The 21,736-nt window shown below is 72.8% G+C and carries 22 protein-coding genes; 16 read left to right on the top strand and 6 right to left on the bottom strand.

Annotated elements, in window-relative coordinates:
* The first annotated feature begins 82 nt into the window (after nt 1-82).
* From N5875_RS10115 to hemL, 9 genes are all read left to right on the top strand, one after another.
* Nucleotides 83-715, top strand: a complete 633-nt coding sequence (locus N5875_RS10115; protein WP_338493212.1) for a LuxR C-terminal-related transcriptional regulator — start codon at nt 83-85, stop codon at nt 713-715.
* Between the two features lie 120 nt (nt 716-835).
* Nucleotides 836-1,255: a hypothetical protein gene (locus tag N5875_RS10110; RefSeq protein ID WP_318207539.1), complete on the top strand. Its 420-nt coding sequence runs from the start codon at nt 836-838 to the stop codon at nt 1,253-1,255.
* A 171-nt stretch (nt 1,256-1,426) separates the two neighbouring features.
* Nucleotides 1,427-2,299 carry an arylmalonate decarboxylase gene (locus N5875_RS10105; protein ID WP_338493210.1) on the top strand — a complete coding sequence of 291 codons (873 nt, stop codon included), beginning with the start codon at nt 1,427-1,429 and terminating at the stop codon, nt 2,297-2,299.
* A complete protein-coding gene (locus N5875_RS10100) occupies nt 2,296-3,630 on the top strand; it encodes an FAD-dependent oxidoreductase (protein WP_338493207.1) in 1,335 nt (444 codons plus the stop codon). The genes N5875_RS10105 and N5875_RS10100 overlap by 4 nt, the downstream gene beginning before the upstream one ends.
* Nucleotides 3,599-4,399, top strand: coding sequence for an aspartate/glutamate racemase family protein (locus N5875_RS10095; protein ID WP_338493204.1), 801 nt, complete (start codon nt 3,599-3,601; stop codon nt 4,397-4,399). Before N5875_RS10100 ends, N5875_RS10095 begins: the two co-directional genes overlap by 32 nt.
* Nucleotides 4,400-4,562: 163 nt before the next feature.
* Nucleotides 4,563-5,582 carry a porphobilinogen synthase gene (gene hemB, locus N5875_RS10090; RefSeq protein WP_318207535.1) on the top strand — a complete coding sequence of 340 codons (1,020 nt, stop codon included), beginning with the start codon at nt 4,563-4,565 and terminating at the stop codon, nt 5,580-5,582.
* Between the two features lie 4 nt (nt 5,583-5,586).
* The gene (gene hemA / locus N5875_RS10085; protein ID WP_338493201.1) at nt 5,587-7,071 is read left to right on the top strand and encodes a glutamyl-tRNA reductase; all 1,485 of its coding nucleotides are present in this window, start codon (nt 5,587-5,589) and stop codon (nt 7,069-7,071) included.
* Entirely contained in the window at nt 7,068-9,212 is a 2,145-nt protein-coding gene (locus N5875_RS10080) for an acetate--CoA ligase family protein (protein WP_338493198.1), read from the top strand. The genes hemA and N5875_RS10080 overlap by 4 nt, the downstream gene beginning before the upstream one ends.
* Complete coding sequence (gene hemL / locus N5875_RS10075) at nt 9,209-10,510, top strand: glutamate-1-semialdehyde 2,1-aminomutase (RefSeq protein ID WP_338493196.1); 1,302 nt, start codon at nt 9,209-9,211, stop codon at nt 10,508-10,510. Before N5875_RS10080 ends, hemL begins: the two co-directional genes overlap by 4 nt.
* A 90-nt stretch (nt 10,511-10,600) precedes the next feature.
* On the opposite strand, the gene N5875_RS10070 is transcribed toward hemL, so the two are convergent.
* Entirely contained in the window at nt 10,601-11,020 is a 420-nt protein-coding gene (locus N5875_RS10070; protein ID WP_338493193.1) for an organic hydroperoxide resistance protein, read from the bottom strand.
* A gap of 150 nt (nt 11,021-11,170) precedes the next feature.
* Here N5875_RS10070 and N5875_RS10065 point away from each other — a divergent pair, with 150 nt between their 5' ends.
* Complete coding sequence (locus N5875_RS10065; protein WP_318207530.1) at nt 11,171-12,280, top strand: CaiB/BaiF CoA-transferase family protein; 1,110 nt, start codon at nt 11,171-11,173, stop codon at nt 12,278-12,280.
* 62 nt (nt 12,281-12,342) lie between these two features.
* On the opposite strand, the gene N5875_RS10060 is transcribed toward N5875_RS10065, so the two are convergent.
* The 3 genes from N5875_RS10060 to N5875_RS10050 all read right to left on the bottom strand — a co-directional run bounded on the left by N5875_RS10060 (nt 12,343) and on the right by N5875_RS10050 (nt 14,968).
* The gene (locus tag N5875_RS10060) at nt 12,343-12,987 is read right to left on the bottom strand and encodes a response regulator transcription factor (RefSeq protein ID WP_318207529.1); all 645 of its coding nucleotides are present in this window, start codon (nt 12,985-12,987) and stop codon (nt 12,343-12,345) included.
* Entirely contained in the window at nt 12,951-14,108 is a 1,158-nt protein-coding gene (locus N5875_RS10055) for a sensor histidine kinase (protein WP_338499134.1), read from the bottom strand. Before N5875_RS10055 ends, N5875_RS10060 begins: the two co-directional genes overlap by 37 nt.
* A gap of 188 nt (nt 14,109-14,296) precedes the next feature.
* Nucleotides 14,297-14,968, bottom strand: a complete 672-nt coding sequence (locus N5875_RS10050) for a DedA family protein (RefSeq protein WP_318207528.1) — start codon at nt 14,966-14,968, stop codon at nt 14,297-14,299.
* A 236-nt stretch (nt 14,969-15,204) separates the two neighbouring features.
* On the opposite strand from N5875_RS10050, the gene miaB reads away from it, so the two are divergent.
* The 3 genes from miaB (at nt 15,205) to N5875_RS10035 (ending at nt 18,117) form a co-directional block, all read left to right on the top strand.
* Entirely contained in the window at nt 15,205-16,734 is a 1,530-nt protein-coding gene (gene miaB / locus N5875_RS10045) for a tRNA (N6-isopentenyl adenosine(37)-C2)-methylthiotransferase MiaB (RefSeq protein WP_318207527.1), read from the top strand.
* Nucleotides 16,735-16,761: 27 nt separating this feature from the next.
* Nucleotides 16,762-17,040 carry a hypothetical protein gene (locus N5875_RS10040; RefSeq protein ID WP_318207526.1) on the top strand — a complete coding sequence of 93 codons (279 nt, stop codon included), beginning with the start codon at nt 16,762-16,764 and terminating at the stop codon, nt 17,038-17,040.
* Between the two features lie 327 nt (nt 17,041-17,367).
* On the top strand, nt 17,368-18,117 hold the full coding sequence (locus N5875_RS10035; protein WP_338493189.1) for a class III extradiol dioxygenase subunit B-like domain-containing protein: 750 nt from the start codon (nt 17,368-17,370) through the stop codon (nt 18,115-18,117).
* Between the two features lie 99 nt (nt 18,118-18,216).
* Here the strand turns inward: N5875_RS10035 and N5875_RS10030 are convergent, their stop codons facing one another.
* Both N5875_RS10030 and N5875_RS10025 read right to left on the bottom strand, forming a co-directional pair.
* Nucleotides 18,217-18,564, bottom strand: a complete 348-nt coding sequence (locus N5875_RS10030; protein WP_318207524.1) for an antitoxin — start codon at nt 18,562-18,564, stop codon at nt 18,217-18,219.
* A gap of 51 nt (nt 18,565-18,615) precedes the next feature.
* Complete coding sequence (locus tag N5875_RS10025; RefSeq protein WP_338493187.1) at nt 18,616-18,873, bottom strand: gliding motility protein; 258 nt, start codon at nt 18,871-18,873, stop codon at nt 18,616-18,618.
* Nucleotides 18,874-19,117: 244 nt separating this feature from the next.
* Between N5875_RS10025 and miaA the strand changes: the two genes are divergently transcribed.
* The 3 genes from miaA (at nt 19,118) to dapF (ending at nt 21,691) form a co-directional block, all read left to right on the top strand.
* Nucleotides 19,118-20,056: a tRNA (adenosine(37)-N6)-dimethylallyltransferase MiaA gene (gene miaA / locus N5875_RS10020; protein ID WP_338493185.1), complete on the top strand. Its 939-nt coding sequence runs from the start codon at nt 19,118-19,120 to the stop codon at nt 20,054-20,056.
* 108 nt (nt 20,057-20,164) lie between these two features.
* Nucleotides 20,165-20,665, top strand: a complete 501-nt coding sequence (locus N5875_RS10015) for a hypothetical protein (protein WP_318207939.1) — start codon at nt 20,165-20,167, stop codon at nt 20,663-20,665.
* Between the two features lie 147 nt (nt 20,666-20,812).
* On the top strand, nt 20,813-21,691 hold the full coding sequence (dapF, locus tag N5875_RS10010) for a diaminopimelate epimerase (RefSeq protein WP_338493183.1): 879 nt from the start codon (nt 20,813-20,815) through the stop codon (nt 21,689-21,691).
* Nucleotides 21,692-21,736: the final 45 nt, after the last annotated feature.

The following is a 21,736-nucleotide window of genomic DNA, read 5'->3' as shown; positions in this document are numbered from 1 at the left end:
CCGGGCCGCCGCCCGCAACATTGTGTTCATTCATGGGGCGGGTGATGGGTGGTAGCGTCACGAGTGGAAACACCCGGCCTTTATGGGGGAGTCGTACGTGGCTTTTGTGGTCGAACTCGTTTTCCGTGGCAAAGAGACGGACCGGTTGAGTTTCGGAGAGGCCCACCGGACCTATTGGAAAAGGATGGTAGCGCGCGGCATCCTGCTCGGCGGCGGGCCCTGGCGGGACGGTACCGGGGAACTCCTGGTCTGCGAGGCCAGGGACCGCCGCACCCTCTTACGGGTTCTGTACGCCGATCCGTACGCCCAGGCGCAGGTCATCGGAGAGTTACGGGTCCGTGAATGGAACGCCGTCATGGGGCACGTGGTGCTCGCCGGTCTTGAGCGGTCCACCGGTGGCGCGGGGACCCATGAGCGAATACGCGGGGGCGTCGCGGCGCCCGCCCCGCCGGCCGTCCGTGCGGTGGCCGCCGTAGGCGCGGAGGTCGCCGCCCGCGAGGAGGGCGCCGTCCGTGAGGAACTGACCGCCCACGAGCGGCGCATCGCCACGATGATGCTCGACGGCCTGACCAACAAGCAGATCGCGGAGTCGTTCACGGTGTCGACCCGGGCCGTGGAACTGCACATCACCCGCATCTACCGCAAGCTCGACATCCGTCGGCGCGCCCAACTGGCCGCTGCCATCGACCGGTTCGAGGCGGCGCTGGCCTGCTGATCCTTCCGCCGTACCGGAGCCCGATGCCGTTCCCTTCCGGTTCCGGTTCACGTTGCTGTTCGCGTTCCCGCTCCTGTTCCCGTTCCTGTTCCCGTACTGATCCACTTGGGGGAGTTCGTCATGCCGCTTGTCGAGATAACCGTTCCCGAGGGCACCCTCTCCGAGGCCGCCGCGGAGATCCTGCGGCAGCAGGTCGCCGACTCCGTGCTGACGGCCATGGAGCTGCCCCGCACCGACTTCTTCGCCGCCGCCACCTGGGTGTACGTCCGTGAAGCCGCCAAGGGGTCCGCGGCCACGGGCGCCGGCACCGTCCCGGGCGTCCTCGTCGTGGTCACGCCGCTGGAGGGCTTCCTCACCCCCGAGCGCAACGAAGCCCTCTCGGTCGAGGTCACCCGGCACGTCCAGGAGGCGACCACGCCCGACACCGTCGTCTGGCTCGTCGTGAACGAGATCCCGGAGGGGAACTGGGCCGTGAACGGCGGGCTGACCCGACGGGCGAAGATCGACGAATTCGTCGCCGAGGCCGCCCGGGCCCGCTGAATTCCGTTTCCGTATTTCGGCTGCCACGGCGCCGCACCGTATTCACGGTGCGGCGCCGTGCTTTTGTCGGGTGGCGAATCCGGCCACGGGTGCGGAATCCCGTATCGATGTGCGGTGCGTTCCGCTCGTACGGTGATGTCAATGGCACCGACGGATGGGAGTGACTCGTTCATGGCTCTGCATTCGGCGCCGCGACTCGGTGTGGTGGTTCCTTCGGGAAACGCCGCGGCCGAACCCGAGATCGGCAGCCTCGTCAGCCCCGCATTCAATGTCCACACCGCACGCTTCCCGGTCCTTCCCGGAAAAGACCTCCGCGGTCGGCTGGAGAAGTACAACGACGTACTCCCCGACGTCCTGGGGAGTTTCGGCGGTCTGCGTCTCGACGCGGCCGTCGTCTCCTGCACCGGCTCGCACTACCTTCTGACGCCGGACGGCGACCGGCCCCTCTGCGCGGAGCTCTCCGAGCGCGTGGGAGCACCCGTACGGTCCGCGGCGCTCGCCATCCTCGACACGGCGAGGGCGGTGGGCGCCGAGCGGCTGGTCCTGATCTCGCCGTACGAGCCCTGGCTCACCGAACTGTCCCACACCTACTGGGAGTCGGCCGGACTCGCCGTCGACCGGGTGGTCAAGATCCGGGCCGGCGCCCGCTTCTCCCCCTACGACGTGACCACCGAGGAGCTCGTCACGCAGGTGCGTGAGGCGGAACTCCCGGAGGACGCCACGCTGTTGTTCACCGGAACCGGCATGTTCACCTTCGACGCGCTCGCCGAGCTCGGCCGGGACAGCGGACGCACCCTGCTCACCTCCAACCTGGCGAGCGCCTGGTGGGCCCGGGACGCCCTCGGCCTGCCGGCCGACGGACCGGACGCGCATCCCTTGCTGCGCCGGCTCGCCGAGCGGACCGGTACGAGGGCGGGTGCTCCGGGTGCCGGTCGTGATGCTGCCGTGGCAGGTCGTGATGCTGCCGTGGCCGGTCGTAGCGCCGCCGTGACCGGTCGCGACGCTGCCGCAGCCGGTCGCGATGCCGCCGTGGCCGTGTCGTGAGCGGCGATCCCGCCTCCCACGGGCCGGTCGCCGTCGTCGGCGCCGGGCCCGTGGGGCTGACCGCCGCGCTCGTCCTCGCCCGGACCGGTGTCCCCGTGACGCTCCTGGAGTCCCGGGAGACGCCGGCCACCGAGTCCCGCGCGTCCACCTTCCACCCCTCCACCCTCGACCTCCTCGACGAGCTCGGCGTCGCCGCCGCGCTGCGCCGCCAGGGCCGTACGGTCGACCGAATCCAGTGGCGCGACCTGGACGGCGTCGTCCACGCCGAGCTGGACTACTCCCTGCTCGCCGGGCACACCGGTCACCCGTACCGGCTCCATGTCGAACAGGCCCGGCTCACCCCGCTGTTGCTCGCCGAGCTGACGGCCACCGGTCTCGCCGACGTACGGTTCGGCACCACCGTCACCGAGGCCGAGCACATCGGTGGCGGGGACGGCGGCGAGCACATCGGTGGCGGGCGCAGCGGCGGCGGCGGAACCGGCGGCGGGATCGGCGGCGGCGGGGTGCGGCTGCGCACCGAGGACGCGGCGGGCCGGATCACCCTCACCCGCCACCCGTACGTCCTCGCGGCCGACGGCAGCCGCAGCCGGCTGCGCGAACTCGCCGGGCTGCCCGGCACCGCCGAGGAGTACCCGGACTACGCGCTCCGCGTGGTCACCGGGACGCCGCTCGACGAGCTGGTTCCCGGGCTCGCCCCGCTGTCCTACGTCCGCGACGCCCGGGCCTCGTACAGCGCGCTCGGCATGCCCGACCACTGGCGGCTGATCTTCCGGATCCCGCGCGGGACGGACCGCGACGCCGTCCTCGCGCCGGAAGCCGTACGGGCCAGGGTCGAGCAGGCCCTGCCGGGCGCCGCAGGGCGGGCCGTCCGGATCGCCGACGCCCACACCTACCGGCTCGCCCGGTTCCTGCTGCCCCGCTACCGGGCGGGCCGGGTGCTGTTCGCCGGGGACGCCGCCCATCTGACGTCCACCGCCGGCGGCCTGAACATGAACTGCGGGATCCACGACGCCGTGGAGACGGGCCGGGCCCTCGCCGCCGTCCTGCGGGGCGACACCCAGGGCGGGCCGGCGCTCGACGCGGTCCTGGACGCGGCCCTCGAACGGCGCCGATCGGTCGTCGAGACGGCGGTCCTCCCACGCAGCGAGGCCCGCACGGCCGGACTGGACGACGCGGCCGAACTCCCTGCCCGACTCGCCTCGTTGAGGCACACCGCCGCCGACCCCCGCTCGGCCGTCGACTACCTGCTCAAGGCATCACTTCTCGACGTCGCACCACGACCACTGAAAGGTGACGCACATGCGGATCTGGTTCCACAAGCACACCGTTGAGGGACGTCTGCCGCTGCTCGACCAGTGGTACCGCGAACACCTCGACGCGATCGCCGCACCCGGCACCACCATCGACATCAAGACCCTGCCGGCCGACACCTACCCCGACGCCACACCCTTCGGGCTCGTCGGCCACCACTCCGCCCAGGTGCTCTTCAGTCGCCACTTCTCCGAGTCCGCGCTCGTCGCGGAGCGGGAGGGCTACGACGCCTGGGTGATCGCCGCCGGCCAGGACCCCGGCCTGCGCGACGCCCGCCACCTCGCCTCCATCCCGACCCTCGGCTACGGCGAGACGGCCTTCTTCCTCTCGGCGCTCACCGGGCAGCGCTTCGGCGTCCTCGGCTTCATGCCGCCCCTGGAGGAGCCCATCCGGGCCAACATCCGGCAGTACCGCCTGGAGTCCTCGCTCAGCTCGTACGAGGTCGTACCCGGCGGCTGGGACTCCGTACACCGTTCCCTGGAAGGGGACTTCGACCAGTTCGTCGAGGTGTACTCGGCGGCCGCCGAGCGGGCCGCGCGGGCCGGGGCCGAGGTCATCATCCCCGCCGAGGGCATCCCCAACGAGATCCTCTGGCACCTCGGCATCCACGAACTCCACGGCCTGCCCGTCGTCGACCCGGCCGGGCTTGCGGTCAAGGTCGCCGAAACCCTGGTCCAGCTCGGTGAGTTGAAGCTCTTCCAGCGCAGTGAGCACGGCTACTGGTTCAGCCGTCCGGACGAGCCCGTCGCCAAGCACCTGGAGCAGGTGTTCCTCGGCGAGGCCCTCTAGGAGATGCCGTGTCCGCAGCCTCACGCGCCCTCCTCGCCCCGCACTTCGCCCCGCCTTCGCACCGCGCCCCGTCCGCGCACAGCTCCACGTCTCCGCACTGCGCCCCGCTCCCGTCCCGCTCCCCGTCTCCGTACGCCGCCACGCCCTCGAAGGAGTCACGCTCATGACGTACGACACCTACGGCCGCAACACCGCGGCCACCGACCCCGCCGCCCCCTACTACCGCCCCCGCCGGCTGCGCCGCACGCCCGCGCTGCGCCGGTTCGCCGCCGAGACCCGCGTCGGTCCCGCCAACCTCGTCCAGCCCCTCTTCCTCCGCGAGGGCCTGACCGAGGCGCGGGAGATCCCCTCGATGCCCGGCGTCTTCCAGCACACCCGTGACACCCTCCGCAAGGCCGCCGCCGAAGCGGTCGCCAACGGCGTCGGCGGACTCATCCTCTTCGGCATCCCCGAGCACAAGGACCCCACCGGCACCGGTGCGGTCGACCCGGACGGCATCCTCCAGGTCGCCCTCCGCGACGTCGTCGCCGAGGTCGGCGACTCCTCCGTGATCATCGGCGACATCAACCTCGACGAGTACACCGACCACGGCCACACCGGAGTCCTGGACGAGAACGGCGACGTCGACAACGACGCCAGCATCGAGCTGTACGCCCGGGCCGCCGTCGTCCAGGCCGACGCGGGCGCCCAGATCGTCGCCCCCAGCGGGATGATGGACGGCCAGGTCCGCCGTATCCGCGAGGCACTCGACCGGGCGGGCCACCAGTCCGTGGCGATCCTCGGCTACTCCGCCAAGTACGCCTCGCACTTCTACGGCCCCTTCCGGGACGCCGTCGAGTCCACCCTGCGCGGCGACCGCAAGGGCTACCAGCAGTTCCCCGGCAACATCCGCGAGTCCCTCCTGGAGGTCTCGCTGGACGTGGCCGAGGGCGCCGACCTGGTGATGGTGAAGCCCGCGCTCGCCTACCTCGACATCGTCCGGCTGATCGCCGACCACGTGCAGGTGCCCGTCGCCGCCTACCAGGTCTCCGGCGAGTACGCGATGGTCGAGGCGGCCGCCGCCAAGGGCTGGATCGACCGTGACCAGGTCGTCCGCGAGAGCCTGGCCTCCATCCACCGCGCGGGCGCCACGCAGATCATCACCTACTGGGCCTCCGAGTTCGCCCAGACGCTGGACCGGTGACCCGGTGAGCCCGTCCTCCACCATGCTGGTCCTCGGCATCAGCCACGCCAGCGCCCCGCTCGACCTCCTGGAGAGACTCGCCGGCACCGACCGGCCCGCCGAGGACCTCGTCTCCGACGTCACCTCCGTCGACGGCATCGACGCCGCCGTCGTCGTCTCCACCTGCAACCGCCTGGAGATCTACGCCGAGACCCGGGGCGGCTCCACCCCCTTCGGGGATACGGGAGAAACGGACCGGCCCGGCGAACTGACCGGCCTCGGACGGCTGTTCGCGGAGCACACCGGCGTCGACCACGACGAGATCGCCCCGCACCTCTACAGCCACCACGCCGACGGCGCCGTACGCCACCTGTTCGCCGTGGCCTCCGGACTCGAATCCGTCGTGGTCGGCGAGGACCAGATCCTCGGCCAGGTGAAGCTGGGCCTCGAACGGTCCCAGCGGCTCGACCGGACCGGCCGGGTCCTCGCCAAGGCCGTGCAGACCGCCCTGCGGGTCGGCAAGCGGGCCCGTAACGAGACCGGGCTCAACGAGGCGGGCCGCTCGCTCGCCACCGCCGGACTCGGCTTCTTCGAGCGCCGGGTCGGCTCCCTGCACGGCAAGACCGCCCTGGTCATCGGCGCAGGCGCCTTCGCCGGGGTCGTCGTCGCCGCGCTGCGCCGCTCCGGCCTCGAGCGGGTCCACGTCGCCAACCGCACCCCGGAGAAGGCACAGCGGCTCGCCGAGACCACCGGGGGAGTCGGGTACGACCTGACGGACCTGCCCCGGCTGCTCACCGAGGTGGACGTGGTCGTCGGCGCCACCGCCGCGACCGGCCACCTCGTCACCGCCCGGGACGTCGAGGCGGCGCTCGCCGGCCGGGACGGCCGCGAGCTGTTCCTGCTCGACCTGTCCCTGCCGCACAACATCGCGCCCGGCGCCGCCGAGCTGCCCGGCGTCACCTTCGTCGACCTCCGCCGGATCGCGGAGGAGGGCCAGGAGGACGAGATCTCGGCGGCCAGCGTCCAGGCCGCCCACGAGCTGATCGACGCGGAGGTCGAGCAGTTCCGCACCGGACTGCGGCTCGCCGGCGCCAAGCCGGTCCTCACCGCGCTGCGGAACGCCGCCACCGAGGCCGCCGATGCCGAACTCGACCGGCTCGCCCGCCGGTTGGACCGCATGGACGGCATCGACGGGTTCGACGGCACGGTACGACGGGAGATCGACCGCAGCGTACGGCGCATCGTCGACAAGGCCCTGCACCAGCCCACCGTCCTGGTACGGGAGTTGGCGGCCGACCCGGACGGCGCCCGGCACATCGCCGCCTTCACCCGCCTCTTCGCGGCGGCGGACGCAGAGGACGGCGCCGCGAGCACCACCCCGAACACCCCGAACACCCCGAACACCCCGAGCACCCGGAACACCCCGAACACCCCGAGCACCCGGAACCACCCGAACGACCCGAACGACCCGAACGCACAGAACGAGACGAAGATCGAGGCCATCGCATGAGTGACATCTCGGCTCTCTGGGAAGCCGAATCCATCGCCGTCATCGGCGCCAGCGAGCGCCCCGGGGCCCTGGGCCGCAAGCCGCTCGACTACCTCCTCCGGTACGGCTACAAGGGCCGCATCCTGCCGGTCAACCCGCGCTCCCCGGAGATCCTGGGCGTCCCCGCGTACCCCAGCGTGAAGGACGCCCCGGGCCCCGTCGACCTGGCGCTGATCATGGTCTCCGCCGAGCGGGTCGCCGGCGCCGTCGACGACTGCGTGGCCGCCGGCGTCAAGCTCGCCGTCATCGCCTCCTCCGGCTTCGCCGAGACCGGCGAGGAGGGTGCCCGACTCCAGGAGGAGATCGTCGCCAAGGCCCGCGCCGGGGGCCTGCGGATCATCGGCCCGAACTGCATCGGCGCCGTCGGCTACGAGAACCGCGTCCTCGCCACCTTCAGCCCCCTCTTCGGCGCCGAGTCCGTGCCCTTCGAGCCCGGCACCCTCGCCTTCGTCAGCCAGAGCGGCGCCCTCGGCTTCGGCGCCGCCAGCCTCGCCCTGGAGCGGGGCCTGCGCCCCGGCTGGGTCGTCAGCACCGGCAACGACGCCGACGTCACGGCCCTCGAAGTCCTCCGCGAACTCGCCGCCGTCCCCGAAGTCACCGGGCTCCTCGGCTACCTGGAGGACACCCCGGACATCGGGACCCTCCGCGAGCTTGCCGGCTCAGGCAAGCCCGTAGCCCTCCTCAAGTCGGGCCGTACGGAGGCGGGCGGCCGGGCCGCCGCCTCGCACACCGGCGCCCTCGCCACCGACGACCGCGTCCTGGACGCGGCCCTGCGCGGCCTCGGCATCGTCCGTGTCGACGACATCGACGAACTCCTCGACGTGGCACGGGTCTTCGAGTCCGAGCGGCGTCCCACCGGGAACCGCGTGGCGGTGGTCACCACCTCCGGCGGCTCCGGCATCCTCGCCGCCGACGCCGTCGAGGCCCACGGCCTGGAGCTCAGTGCCCTGGAACCGCGCAGCAAGGAGGCGCTCGCCGAGATCGTCCCCGCCTTCGGGGCCGTCGACAACCCCGTCGACATCACGGCGACCGTCCTCAGCGACCCCTCGCTGTTCGACCGCTCCCTCGACGTCCTGATCGCCGACGACACCGTCGACATCATCGTCGCCGCCTTCTGCGTGATGGCCGGACCCGACGTCGAGAAGGCCGTCAACGCGCTCTCCCGGGCCGCCGAGAAGGGCGGCAAGCCCATCCTCGTCGCCCGTACCGGCGCCGACTTCCTCGCCCCCGACGCCCCGCGCGACCTGCGCGAGGCCGGGCTCCCCGAGTACCCGACGCCGGCCCGCGCCCTGCGCGCCGCCGCCGCCCTCTGGGAGGTCAGCCGCCCCCGTACCCTGCCGGACGCCCCGCGCCCCGGGACCGTGCCCGGCCCCGGCGCCGAGGCCACCGAGCCCGAGCTGAAGCGGCTCCTCGCCGAGGCCGGGATCGCGGTGCCGAAGGGCCGGATCGCCGTGAACGCAGAGGACGCGGTACGGGCCGTGACCGAGGTCGGCGGTACGGCGGTGCTCAAGGCCGTCGTCCCGGGCCTGCTCCACAAGACGGAGGCCGGGGGAGTGGAGATCGGCGTCACCGCCGACACCGCGCCCGAGGTCCACGCGCGCCTCGCCGCGCTCGGCGGACAGGTGCTCGTCGAGGAGCTGATCGACGGGGGAGGCACGGGAGGCACGGGAGACGAAGGAGGCAAGAGAGGCGAGGGAGGCGAACGAGGCGAGGGAGTCAAGGGAGGCGCGGGAGGCGAGGGCGTCGAGCTGATCGTCGGCGTCCACACCACCGACCTGGGCCCGGTGCTCACCGCCGGTCTCGGCGGGATCTTCACCGAGGTCCTGGACGACGTCGGCCACCGGCTCCTGCCGCTCGCCCCCGGCGAGGGGGCCGCACTCCTCGCCGGGCTGCGCGGTGCGCGAATACTCGGCGGGGCGCGGGGGCGGGCCGCGGTGGACGTCGAGGCCGCCGCCGAACTCCTGCACAAGGTAGGTGAGTTGGTCCAGGACTGGCCCGCCGGCTTCGCCCTGGACCTCAACCCGGTCCGCGTCCTCCCGAAGGGCGCCGTCGTCCTGGACGCGGCCCTCGCCTTCGAGACCCCCGAGGAGGCCGGGCGATGAGCGGCGCAGGGACCGCGAGCAGGGCGCTCTTCGAGCGGGCCCGCCGGGTCACCCCCGGCGGCGTCAACTCCCCGGTGCGCGCCTTCGGGGCCGTCGGCGGCACCCCGCCCTTCATGGCCTCGGCCCAGGGCCCGTACCTCACCGACACCGACGGCAACGAGTACGTCGACCTGATCTGCTCCTGGGGCCCGATGATCCTGGGCCACCGGCACCCGGCCGTCGTCGAGGCGGTCACCGGGGCCCTGGCGCTCGGCACCTCCTTCGGTGCGCCGTCCACCGGGGAGGTCGAGCTCGCCGAGGAGATCGTCGAGCGGGTCGCCCCGGTCGAGCAGGTCCGCCTCGTCAGCTCCGGCACCGAGGCGACGATGTCGGCGATCCGCCTCGCCCGCGGCTTCACCGGACGCGGAAAGATCGTGAAGTTCGCGGGCTGCTACCACGGCCACGTGGACGCGCTCCTCGCCTCGGCCGGCTCCGGACTCGCCACCTTCGCCCTCCCCGACACACCGGGCGTCACCGGCGCGCAGGCGGCGGACACGATCGTCCTGCCCTACAACGACCTGGCCTCCGTCGAGAAGGCCTTCGCGGAGATCGGCGACGAGATCGCCGCCGTGATCACGGAGGCCGCCCCCGGCAACATGGGTGCCGTGCCGCCGCTGCCCGGCTTCAACGCCGGTCTGAAGGACGTCACTTCACGGCACGGGGCGCTCTTCGTCTCCGACGAGGTGATGACCGGCTTCCGGGCGAGTCGCTCCGGCTGGTACGGCCGGGACGGCGTCGCCCCCGACCTGCTGACCTTCGGCAAGGTCATGGGCGGCGGCTTCCCGGCGGCGGCCTTCGGGGGCCGCGCCGACGTGATGGCCCACCTGGCCCCGGCCGGGCCCGTCTACCAGGCGGGCACGCTCTCGGGGAACCCGGTCGCCACCGCCGCCGGCCTCGCCACCCTCCGGCACAGCACCGCCGAGGTGTACGAGCGGCTCGACGAGGTCTCGGCGACGCTCGGCCGTGAGGTCTCGGCGGCCCTGACCAAGGAGGGTGTGGCGCACCGGGTCCAGTACTCCGGCACGATGTTCTCGGTCTTCTTCACGGAGGACGAGGTCGTCGACTACGACGGGGTCCGCGCCACGGAGTCGTACCGCTACACGCCCTTCTTCCACGAGCTCCTGCGCCGCGGCGTCTACTTGCCGCCCTCGCCGTTCGAGGCCTGGTTCGTCTCGGCCTCGCACGACGACCGGGCGGTGGGCCGGGTGGTCGAGGCACTGCCGGCGGCGGCCGCGGCCGCCGCGGCGGCGAGGCCCTGACGTCGGGGTCGTGGACGAGAGACCAGGAAAGCCCCCGTGGCATGACCACGGGGGCTTTCCCCCGACCTTTCCGCGGGAATTCCGTATGGATTACGCGGCGGCGAGATTCACCCGCACCTCTACATTCCCCCGTATCGCCTTCGAATACGGGCAGCGCCCGTGTGCCGCGTCGGCCAGGCGGCGGGCCTCGTCGGCGTCGAGTCCGGGAAGTTCGACGGTGAGGACGACCGACAGATGGAACCCGCTCTCCTCCTTGTGGAGCGCCACCTCGGCGACGACCGTGTCGTCCGTCAGCGCGAGCCTGGACTCGCGCGCGGAGACCCGGAGCGCGCTGTGGAAGCAGGCGGCGTAGCCGGCGGCGAAGAGCTGCTCGGGGTTGGTCGCGGTGCCGGACCCTCCCACGGCCTTGGGGCTCGACAGCGGAAGGTCGAGCAGCCCGTCGGAGGAACGCACGGCGCCGTTGCGCCCGTCTCCGGTGGAGGTGACCTCGGCGGTGTAGACGACGGCCATTTCGTCATGCCTTTCGACATCGGGAAAGGGGATTCCCTCAGTCTCGGGCGCCGCCGAATTCCGGACGCTACGGATGTCCGCAGTCCCTTCCCGTACCTTCCGGAATAGCGTGGAAAGCGTCACAGACCGTTGTACACGAGGGAGTTGGCCATGGCGGGACCGCTGACCGGAGTGCGCGTACTGGAATTCGCGGGCTCGGCACCGACGGCGTTCGTCGGAACGATCCTCTCAGGCCTCGGTGCCGATGTCGTACGCGTCGACCGGGCGCCCGGCCAGGCCGCGGGCCCCGGCCAGGCCGCAGGCCCCGACGAGCCGCGTCCGGCGGAGAACCCGCTCTCCCGCGGCCGCCGCTCGGTCGCCCTGGACCTCAAGAGCCCCGAGGGCGTCGAGCAGGCCCTGTCCCTCGTCGAGCACGCGGACATCCTGGTCGAGGGCTTCCGCCCCGGCGTCGCCGAGCGGCTCGGCATCGGGCCGGAGGCGGCCCGCGCCCGTAACCCGCGCCTGGTGTACGGGCGGGTCAGCGGCTGGGGCCAGCAGGGCGAGTGGGCCGGCCGCGCCGCCCACGACCTGGCGGTCCTGGCCCTGACCGGGGCCCTGGACGTCGACCCGGCCACCGGGGACCCGGTGCCGCCGCCGACCGCGTACCTCTCCAGCTTCGCCGGCGGCGCCAACGCCCATGTGCAGGGGCTGCTCGCCGCGCTCCACGAGCGCGAGCGCTCGGGCCGCGGGCAGGTCGTCGACACCGCGCTCGCGGACGGCGCCGCCCTGATCTCCACGCTGATCCACCAGTGGCGGGAGGTCCCGGGCAACCACACCGTCACCGACGCCCCGCACTACTCGCTCTACCGAGCCGCCGACGGCCGCCACCTCGCGGTCGCCGCCATCGAACCCCGGCTCTACGAGAACCTCCTGGACCAGCTGGGCCTCACGGACACCGCCACCCTCCCGGACCGCTCCGACCAGGCGGCCTGGCCCGCGCTGCGCGAGCTGATCGCGGCCCGCTTCGCGACCCGGGACCGCGAGCACTGGGTGAAGCTCTTCGACGCCGTGGACGCGGGGGTGGCCCCGGTCCTCACGGCCGCGGAGGCCGCCGCACACCACCAACTCGCCGCCCGCCGGGCCTTCGTGGCGATCGGCGACAGCGCCACCCTCCAGCCCGCCCCGCCCTCCCGCTTCGACCGCACCCCCACCGGAACCCCGGACCGCGCACCCCTCCCCGGCGAGCACACGGAGGAGGTCCTCGCCGAGTGGCACGGATGAACCTCGACGAGCGGGGCTCACGACTCCGGTGCTCACGACTCCGCTGCTCACGACTCCGCTGCTCACGACTCCAGATAGCGGAGCACCGCGAGGATCCGCCGGCTGTAGCCGGTCGTGCGGGTCAGCTCCAGCTTGTCGAAGACGGCGTTGAGGTTCTTCTCCACCGAACTCAGCGAGAGGTGCAGCTTCTGCGCGATGGCCGCGTTGGTGTGCCCCTCCGCGAGCGCCTCCAGAACCGTCCGCTCCCGGGGCGTCAGCCGCGCGAGCGGGTCCCCGTGGGTGGTCCGGACGACCAGCTGCCGTACGACCTCCGGGTCGATCGCGGCCCCGCCCGCGTGGATCCGCTCCAGCGCGTCGAGGAACTCCTCGACCTGCGCCACCCGGTCCTTGAGGAGATAGCCGACCCGCTCCGCGTTGGCCGCGAGGAGCTGGGCCGCGTACTGACGCTCGATGTGCTGCGAGAGCACGAGCACGCTCACCTCCGGCCAGCGCTCGCGGATCTCGACGGCCGCCCGCAGCCCCTCGTCCGTATGCGTCGGGGGCATCCGGATGTCGACGACCACGACGTCCGGCCGCTGCTCCTCGACCTCCCTGAGCAGCGTCACCGCGTCCCCCAGCGCCGCCAGGACCTCGTGGCCCTCCTCGGCGAGCAGCCTGACCAGGCCCTCTCTCAGCAGGGTCGAGTCCTCGGCAAGGATGACGCGCACGGCAGCTCCGCGGTGATGGTGGTCGGTCCCCCGAGGGGGCTGTGGATGTGCAGTGCGCCGTCGAGCGCGGCCACCCGGCTGCGCAGCCCCGTCAGCCCGCTGCCGGTCTCGCTCGCGCCGCCCGTGCCGTCGTCCTCGACCCGTACGGTGAGCCGCGTCCCGTCGAGGGTCACCCGCACCGAGATCGCCGAGGCCGAGGAGTGCTTGGCCGCGTTCGTCACACACTCCGACACCACGAAGTAGGCGGCCGTCTCGACCGTCCTGGGCAGCGGTGCGTCGACCTCGAAACGGCATCGCAGCGGGATGCCGCTGCGCTCGGCGACTCCGCCGATCGCCTCTTCCAGCCCGAGGCTGTCGAGCGCCGACGGATACACCCGCCAGGCCACTTCGCGCAGTTCGGTCAGCACGCCCTGGGACTCCTCGTGCGCCTGGAGCAGCAGCGCCTCGGCCTGCTCGGGGTGACGGCCCCGGCGCGCCCGCCCGATCAGCACGGCGAGCGCCACCAGGCGCTGCTGGACCCCGTCGTGGAGATCGCGCTCGATGCGCCGCCGCTCGGCGTCCACGGCCTCGACGACGGCGGCCCGGCTGGCGGCGAGTTCGTCGACACGGCGCCGGAGCAGCTCCCGCTCGGAGGGGCCGAAACACTCGCGGGCGGTACGGGCGTCGAGCGCGGCCAGCGCGTACAGACCCTGGACGTCGAGGAAGAGGAGCACCCCGCCGAGCACGATCTGGGTGAGCAGCTCGTCCCAGCCGATCGTGCCCCGGACCACGCCGTACGCCAGGATCCCGGCCAGGACGGCGCCGAGGACGAGCAGCGCGATCACGACCGCGCAGAGCAGCCCCGTGGAGGTGCGGACGGCGAGGTGGCGCAGGATCTTCCGGTCCGAGGCCTCGTAGTGCGCGGGGAAGAGATCGCCGAAGAAGACGGAGCGGCGGAGCCGTTCGAGGGTGACCAGGCGCCGGGCGCCGGCCATCAGGATCTCCAGGGCGCCGGCGCGGGCGGGCGGCCAGAGGAGGAACGGGCCGAGGGCCGTACCGACGACGAGGAAGTAGAGGGCGCCGATCAGCGCTGTCACACAGCCGAGGAGGGTCCCGAGGCCGCGGCGCGGCCAGGAGGCGATGGTCGTACGGGTGACGGGCCCGTCCGCACCCGCGTCACTCCCGGTACTCGCCGACTCCCCGTCCCCGTGCACGGGCCCCGACACTAATGCGCCCGCACGGCCCGGGCAAGATCGCCGGGGCTGTACGGAAAGCGGTGCCGTACGAGTGGGGCGGGAGTCGGGTGTCACGAGGCGTGCCGGTGCAGGTGTCACGAGGCGCGTCGATGCGTGGCGGTCCTGCCGCGACCGCGCAGCCGGACCGCCGCGTAGGCCACGACGGCGACGACGACCAGGACGAGCACCGCCTTCGACAGGACACCCACGTACGTCTCCACCAGGTCCCACCGGTCGCCCAGCCAGTAGCCGGCCATGACGAGGACGCTGTTCCAGATGAGGCTGCCGAGGGTGGTGAGCATGATGAAGAGCGGCATCGGCATCCGTTCGACACCGGCCGGCACCGAGATCAGGCTCCGGAAGATCGGCACCATCCGGCCGAGGAAGACGGCCTTGGTGCCGTGCCGGGCGAACCACTCCTCGGTACGGATCAGGTCCGAGGCCTTCACCAGCGGCAGCTTCCGCCAGATCGCGTGCATCCGGTCCCGGCCGAAGAGCCCCCCGATCCAGTAGAGCGCCACCGCGCCGACGACCGAACCGAGCGTCGTCCAGAACAGTGCCGAGGCCAGGCTCAGCACCCCCTGACCGGCGGCGAAACCGGTCAGCGGCAGGATCACCTCGCTGGGCAGCGGTGGGAAGAGGTTCTCCAGGGCGATGGCGAGACCGGCTCCCGGACCGCCCATCGTGTCGACGAGGCCGGCGGCCCAGCCGGCGACGCCGTCGGCGGGCTGCTGGGCGATCGCCGTGGTCGTGAGGTCGAGGTTCATGAGAGGACTCCAAGCCTGCCGGAGGGCGCGGGGCGAGCGCCCCGCTCTTCTCCCTCGAACCTAGGAACCGCTGCTCAGCGCCGGTATGAGGCTTCCCGCCCCTCCGGGTGCGGTTCTCCGCAGCCCCGACCCTGCGGAAAACCGCGGGGTCGGGGCTGCGAGGCAGGGCTCCCCGGCATGCGCCCCGGCCCCCGGTCCGGCCGGAGGCCGTCCGGGGACCGCCTACCCTTGGACGCATGACGAGCAGCAGCGACCGGAGCACCGCAGTGAGCGTTGACGGCACCAAGACCTATGAGATCCGCACCTATGGGTGCCAGATGAACGTCCACGACTCCGAGCGGCTCTCCGGTCTGCTGGAAGAGGCGGGTTACGTCAAGGCGCCCAAGGGCTCCGACGGGGACGCCGACGTCGTCGTCTTCAACACCTGCGCGGTCCGTGAGAACGCCGACAACAAGCTGTACGGCAACCTCGGCCGGCTCGCCCCGATGAAGACCACCCGCCCCGGCATGCAGATCGCCGTCGGCGGCTGTCTCGCCCAGAAGGACCGCGAGACGATCGTCTCGAAGGCCCCCTGGGTCGACGTGGTCTTCGGCACGCACAACATCGGCAAGCTGCCCGTCCTCCTGGAGCGCGCCCGCGTGCAGGAGGAGGCGCAGATCGAGATCGCCGAGTCGCTCGAGGCCTTCCCCTCGACGCTGCCGACCCGCCGCGAGTCCGCGTACGCCGCCTGGGTCTCGATCTCCGTCGGCTGCAACAACACCTGCACCTTCTGCATCGTCCCCGCCCTGCGCGGCAAGGAGGAGGACCGCCGCCCCGGCGACATCCTCGCCGAGATCGAGGCGCTGGTCGCCGAGGGCGTCTCCGAGATCACCCTGCTCGGCCAGAACGTGAACGCGTACGGCTCCGACCTCGGCGACCGCGAGGCCTTCTCCAAGCTGCTGCGCGCCTGCGGTCAGATCGAGGGCCTGGAGCGGGTGCGCTTCACCTCCCCGCACCCCCGCGACTTCACCGACGACGTGATCGCGGCGATGGCCGAGACGCCGAACGTCATGCCGCAGCTGCACATGCCGCTGCAGTCCGGCTCGGACACGATCCTCCGGGCGATGCGCCGCTCCTACCGGCAGGAGCGTTTCCTCGGAATCATCGAGAAGGTCCGCGCGGCCATCCCGCACGCCGCCATCTCCACCGACATCATCGTGGGCTTCCCCGGCGAGACCGAGGAGGACTTCGAGCAGACCATGCACACCGTCCGCGAGGCCCGCTTCGCGAACGCCTTCACCTTCCAGTACTCCAAGCGCCCCGGGACCCCGGCGGCCGACATGGAGAACCAGATCCCCAAGGAGGTCGTGCAGGAGCGCTACATGCGGCTCGTCGCCCTCCAGGAGGAGATCTCCTGGGAGGAGAACAAGAAGCAGGTCGGCCGCACCCTGGAGGTCATGGTCGCCGAGGGCGAGGGCCGCAAGGACGGCGCCACGGACCGCCTTTCGGGCCGCGCCCCCGACAACCGGCTCGTCCACTTCACCAAGCCGGACGAGGACGTCCGCCCCGGTGACGTCGTGACCGTCGAGATCACGTACGCCGCCCCGCACCACCTGCTCGCCGAGGGCGCCGTCTCGGCGGTGCGCCGCACCCGCGCCGGCGACGCCTGGGAGAAGCGCACCACCGCGGCCGCGGCGAAGCCGGCGGGCGTGCTGCTCGGGCTCCCGAAGATCGGCGTCCCGGAACCGCTCCCGGCGGCCGAGGTCCCGGCCTGCGGGAGCCACTGACACGGTTCGAACCTGTGGGGGGAACGCATGGAGAAGTGGATCGTCTACGCGCAGTACAAGTCGGGTGACTCCTGCTTCACCGAGGTGGTCTCCCGGGTGACCGGCACCCGGGACGACGCCCGTGAGGCACTGACCACCGCCACCAGGACGTTCCGCGAGCCCATGCGGGAGAAGTGGCGCGAGGTCTACCGCATGCCGGGTGGCGACAGCTACCTGGTGATCGTCAAGGGCGCCGTGACACTGACCGAGATCACGATGGGCATCGCCGAAATGGTCCACGACTCGAAGACCGCGACGCCCGAGTAGCGCCCCGGCGGAGCCGCACACCGGGCGAACGCCGCGTCGTGCGCCCGCCCGCCGGAACCCGGTCGGCGGTGCGGGACTCCGGCGGTGCGGGACCCCGGCGGTGCGGGCCCCGGCGGTGCGGGACCCCGGACGTGCGGGCCCGGGACGTGCGGGACCCCCGATGTCCGGGACCCCCGATGTCCGGGACCGTCGGCTCGCCGAGCGGGGCCGACCCGCGCGCCGTGCCCGCCCCGGCATGCGGGCCCGCCCGGTCGTGCCGGGGCGGGCGGCGTGTCAGGGTGCCTGGGGAACCCGGCTCCGTGGGCGGGGCGCAGTAGGCTGCCGATCATGCTTGTCGCCGCCGCCGTCTGCCCCTGCCCGCCGCTCCTCGTGCCCGAGGTCGCGACCGGCGCCGCCCCCGAGCTGGACGCCGCGCGGGCGGCCTGTATGGACGCCGTCGGGCTGCTCGCCGCGGCGCGCCCCGACCGGCTGTACGTCATCGGGCCGGCCGACGAGGGCGCCCACGGCGTCTTCCCGGCGGGTTCGACCGGCTCCTTCGCGGGCTTCGGCGTCGACCTCTCCGTACAGCTCGGGGGCCCCGTACCGCCGGGCGGGGGAGCGGCCGACGACGGCGACGGCCTGCCGGCCGAGGACCGTCCCCTGCCCGCCTCCCTCGCCGTCGGCGCCTGGCTCCTCGGCCGGGCCGCGTGGGCGGACGCGCCCATTGAGGGCCTGGGCGTCGACCCGACGGCCACCCCGGACGTCTGCGCCGGAATCGGCCGTGGGCTCGCCGACTCGGCCGGGCGGGTCGCCCTCCTGGTGATGGGCGACGGCAGCGCCTGCCGGACCGTGAAGGCCCCCGGCTACCTCGACGAGCGGGCCGCGGACTTCGACGCGGAGGCCGCCCGTGCCCTGGGCACGGCCGACGGCGCGGCGCTGCTCGCCCTGGAGCCGGAGCTCGCGTACGAGCTGAAGGTGGCCGGCCGCGCCCCCTGGCAGGTCCTCGCGGGCGCCGCCGACGGCGCGGGCCTCGACGGCCGACTGCTCTTCGAGGACGCCCCGTACGGCGTGGGGTACTTCGTGGCCGCCTGGTCCTGAGGCCCCGCCACACCGACCTGCGGAAACGGCGGACGGCCGCGGAGCGAGATGCTCCGCGGCCGTCCGCCGTGCGAAGGGACTGTGGGGTGACGCCGGACGTCAGGCGGTCGGCGGCGGTGTCGTACCGCCGCTGCCGGGCGTGGGGCCGCTCCCAGGGGTGGGGCCGGTCCCGGGTGTCGGGCCGGTCCCCGGTGTCGGGCCGGTCCCCGGGGTGGGGCCGCTTCCCGGCGTGCCGTCGTCCTTGTGACCGATCCGGTCCAGTGCGTCCTTGGCCTTGTCCGTACCGGAATGGATCTTGTCGCTGTACTTGCCCTTGGTCTTCTCGTCGACCAGCTTCGCGGCCTTCTCGATGCCATGGTCGATCTTGTCCCCGTGCTGCTGCGCGAGGTCGGCGACTTTGTCCTTGGCCGGGGCGAGCTTTGCCTTCAGCGAATCCAGGAGACCCATGGGGCACCTTCCCTCCGCGGACCCCCGAGGAGTCCGTGTTCCGAGTCCTGCCTACTTACGGGCGCCTTCGCCGGCCTCGTTGTCCGCGGCGGCCTCGGCGGACTGCTGCTTCGGGATCTCCACGACGTCCGCGGCGACCGCTCGGGTCTCCACCTCGGCCACGTCGACACCGTCCGGTTCCACGGTCGCGGCCATCGCCCTCCCGACCCCGGACTCGGCCCCGGATTCGACCCCGGATCCGGCCGCGGCTTCCGGGGACTCCGTCCCGGTCTCCGTCCCGGCGTCCGTCCCGGCGTCCGTCCCCGTCACCGTGTCACCGTCCGCCGCCGGAACGACGGCCCCGGTCTCCGTCTCCTCCGACGAAACCGCGGCCGCATCCTTCTTCTTACGGCGAAACACTGCAAAAACGCCCATATTCACTCCATAGCGTACTCGGATGGGAGGGATTCCGTGATGATCGACGGCCGGAACCTCGCAACAGGCAACGAAGCCGGATGAGGCCCGTCACGTAGCTCATTCGGGGACGGGCCGGGAGGTTTGCGAGACTGGTGCGGTGAGAAGCGCAGCTCCCGCCCCGCGGGTCATCGCCGTTGTCGGCCCCACAGCGGCCGGAAAGTCCGATCTGGGTGTATTCCTGGCCCAGCAGCTCGGGGGCGAGGTCGTCAACGCAGACTCCATGCAGCTCTACCGGGGGATGGACATCGGGACCGCCAAACTGACGCCGGAGGAACGCGGCGGCGTTCCGCACCACCTCCTCGACATCTGGGACGTGACCGAGGCCGCGAGCGTCGCCGAGTACCAGCGGCTCGCCCGCGCCGAGATCGACCGGCTGCTCGCCGCCGGCCGTACTCCCGTCCTCGTCGGCGGTTCCGGTCTGTACGTACGGGGTGCCGTCGACGCCCTCGAGTTCCCCGGCACCGACCCCGCCGTCCGGGCGCGCCTTGAGGCCGAACTCGAGGAGCGCGGCTCCGGCGTCCTGCACGCCCGGCTCACCGAGGCGGACCCCGAGGCGGCCCGCGCGATCCTGCCCAGCAACGGGCGCCGGATCGTCCGCGCCCTCGAGGTGATCGAGATCACCGGCAAGCCCTTCACCGCCAACCTGCCGGGCCCCGACTCCGTTTACGACACCGTCCAGATCGGCGTCGACGTGGGCCGCCCCGAGCTCGACGAGCGGATCACCACGCGCGTGGACCGGATGTGGGAGGCCGGCCTCGTCGACGAGGTGCGCACCCTGGAGGCCCAGGGCCTGCGCGAGGGCCGCACCGCGGCCCGCGCCCTCGGCTACCAGCAGGTACTCGCCGCGCTCGCGGGGGAGTGCACCGAGGACGAGGCGCGCGCCGAGACCGTGCGCGCCACCAAGCGCTTCGCCCGCCGCCAGGACTCGTGGTTCCGCCGCGACCCGCGCGTCCACTGGCTCAGCGGAGCCGCCGATCACCGGGGGGAACTCCCGGGGCAGGCGCTCTCGTTGGTCGAACGAGCGGTTACAGCCTGATCACGTGATGGCATCGGGACGCCCTGCCCGTCATTTCGGCGGTCAGGAGCGTGCCATCATCGAGCATCGATCGACCAAGTGGAGTCCGAGTGGGGAGGGCGCGTGGCGATGGAGGCCGGCCCTCGCGACAGAGAACAGCACGAATCGGCGCTCGGTGACCCGACGGGTGACACGCCGGGCCGCTCGACCGACGACCTGCCGGTCGGTGCCCCGGGGCTGACCCCGGACGGCCCCGACGACGCGGTGGGAACCGCCGTCGAGGTGGACGCCGACGAGGTCGAGGTCGAGCTGCGTCCCCAGCGTCGGCTGCGGATCTGGCAGCTCGCGCCGATCGTGGGTCTGGCGGCCGTCGGTTCGCTGATGTTCGCGTTCCCGCTCGCCTTCGGTTCGGGGGACGGCGGCGCCGTCCTCGCCATGCTCGGTCTGCTGATCAGCTTCTGCGCGGCGGGCTGGGGCATGATGGCCGCCCGCAAGGTCGGCTACACCTGGCCGGGCCTCCCGCAGCGCGGCTCGGGCGAGCGCCCGAACTGGCGTTACCTCGCGCTGTACGTGATCACGATCGCGGCCCTGGTCGCCCTCGCGGTCTGGCGCGTCGCCCGCCTGCGCTGACTGGCCGGCGGGGCACACGGCCTCGTACCCGACGGCTCCGGATCGACCAGCCGGACGCCGACCGCCTCGTACCGACCGACCGCCTCGTACCGACCGCCCTGCGGACGACCGGGCGGCCTGTCGGGGCCACCCCGTACAGTTGATCTCGTGACCAGTGCGCAGACCTCACCGCTCCCGCCCCTCCGGTTCCTCAAGGGCCACGGCACGGAGAACGACTTCGTGATCGTCCCCGACGCGGAGAACGCCGTGGACCTGCCCCCGGCCGCCGTCGCGCGTCTCTGTGACCGCCGGGCCGGCATCGGTGGCGACGGGCTGCTGCACGTCGTGCGCAGCGCCGCCCACCCCGAGGCCCGGCACATGGCCGACGAGGCCGAGTGGTTCATGGACTACCGGAACGCCGACGGCTCGGTCGCCGAGATGTGCGGGAACGGAGTCCGGGTCTTCGCCCGCTACCTGGAGCACGCCGGCCACGTCACCGCCGGCGAGGTCGCCGTCGCCACCCGCGGCGGGATCAAGCGCGTCCACCTCGACAAGGACGGCTCCGTCACCGTCGCCATGGGCCGCGCGGCCCTCCCCGAGGCCGGTGTCACCGTCACCGTCGACGGCCGCAGCTGGCCCGCGCGCAACGTGAACATGGGCAATCCGCACGCGGTCGCCTTCGTCGAGGACCTCGACCACGCGGGCAACCTGTTCACCGAGCCGCCGTACGCGCCGGCCGCGGTCTACCCGGACGGCGTGAACATCGAGTTCGTCGCCGACCGAGGCCCCCGGCACGTCGCCATGCGGGTCCACGAGCGCGGTGCCGCCGAGACCCGCTCCTGCGGAACGGGCGCGTGCGCCGTCGCCGTCGCCACCGCCCGCCGGGACGGCGCCGACCCCGCCGAGAGCGGCACCCCCGTCACGTACACCGTCGACGTGCTCGGCGGGACGCTGATCATCACCGAGCACCCCGACGGGCGGATCGACATGACGGGCCCCGCCGTGATCGTCGCCGAGGGCACCGTCGACCCCGCCTGGCTCGGCTGAGGCCGAGCGCCCGCAGCGGCGCGGGAATCGAAGGAAGCGACGAAA

The sequence above is a fragment of the Streptomyces sp. SJL17-4 genome (assembly GCF_036826855.1).
Classification (GTDB): Bacteria; Actinomycetota; Actinomycetes; order Streptomycetales; family Streptomycetaceae; genus Streptomyces.
This window is presented reverse-complemented; position numbering and strand designations above follow the sequence as displayed.